Annotated in this window: 3 protein-coding genes; all 3 read right to left on the bottom strand. The window is 55.6% G+C overall.

Annotation, left to right across the window (positions count from 1 at the left end; genetic code table 11):
- Positions 1 to 50: 50 nt before the first annotated feature.
- Positions 51 to 482, bottom strand: coding sequence for a TolC family protein (locus B4967_RS18390; protein WP_243470602.1), 432 nt, complete (start codon positions 480 to 482; stop codon positions 51 to 53).
- A complete protein-coding gene (locus B4967_RS18385) occupies positions 479 to 895 on the bottom strand; it encodes a hypothetical protein (protein ID WP_207953639.1) in 417 nt (138 codons plus the stop codon). The genes B4967_RS18390 and B4967_RS18385 overlap by 4 nt, the downstream gene beginning before the upstream one ends.
- 69 nt (positions 896 to 964) lie before the next feature.
- Positions 965 to 1,167: hypothetical protein (locus tag B4967_RS18380; protein WP_207953638.1), on the bottom strand; the 203-nt coding region annotated here is incomplete at its 5' end.

Below are 1,167 nucleotides of genomic sequence, written 5' to 3'. Positions count from 1 at the left end.
TTCCTGGGGCCGGTCTCACGGATTCAGGTCATAGATACACGTAACAGTGATTATACGCCCTTCAACATAACACTATTTTCATCCGCTGCAATTCTGGCGGCCGCCGCTTTCAGGTCCGCTCTCTGACTCTGTGCCATCTCGACAAGCTGGCTGGTCGGAGGCAGGTCTTCGAGCGTCACATCAAGCTCGCCGGTCACCCCAACGGCATCGGAGGGGGACACCCCGAGCACTTCGGTAAGGTCAATTTTTGATTGCTCGAGCTTTTGTTCCGCCGAGGCTTTTTGATTCCGGGCCCTGGCAAGCCCAATGACTGCGGTATTGAGATCAATCCGGGTTTGTTTACCCTGTTTTACGGACATTTCAACCAGGTCTTTGGTGCGTTGCATAAGTTCAACGGCACGGGTTGCGGTTTCCAACTCTTTCTGAGCCAGCAGTATCCGGAAATAGGCGGCCCGCACCCGCGCCTTGGTGGCTACCTTCAGGTATTCAAGCTCCTGTTGCCGGGACGTGAGATTACTCCGGGCACGCGACTGCCAAGGTCGCCGCGATTACCCATCCAGATCTCCTGAGTAACCCTCACCCCATATTCCAGGGACTCGTCGGCCTGATCCGGGGCCTGACGGGCCCCCAACTCAAACTCTGGATTGCTCGGCGCCCAGCGGCTGGCATGATCAAGCTGTCCCTGCTGTATCGAGACCGCGGCCCGCCTCAAAGCCAATACCGGGCTATTCTCGAAAGCCATCACCATGGCCTGGTTCAGGGAAACAGCCTGGCTGGCTTTGGCCTGCTGATATTCTTTCAGCGACACACTCTCTTTTGCCTGGGCCGACACCATAGGAGAGACGGCCAAGGCTCCCGGAACTATCATCGCGCACAACAACAATCGTTTGTTCATTCAGTATCATCCTGGCTGTTTGACTGAGGTCAGTGAGTCAGCATTTTTGCGTGGGAATCTGGAACGACCTTACAGACAAACCTTTAATACAGTTTGAAATTCAGGCACCGGATAAGAAATGAGCTTTGGCGGCAGGGGGGGCAGAGGTAAGGGCGAGGATGTCGAGTCACCGGGCGTCAAGGCAGGCGCACGATGGTGGGTTCTTGCATGATAAATAAAAACCGGCCCGTCATTTGGGCCGGCTTTTTGTTTGCCCGGCGAAGCCGGCAAAC

Source organism: Vreelandella lionensis (assembly GCF_002087295.1).
GTDB lineage: Bacteria > Pseudomonadota > Gammaproteobacteria > Pseudomonadales > Halomonadaceae > Vreelandella > Vreelandella lionensis.
The sequence above is the reverse complement of the archived record's forward strand: the minus strand, read 5'-3'. Positions and strand labels throughout refer to the sequence as shown.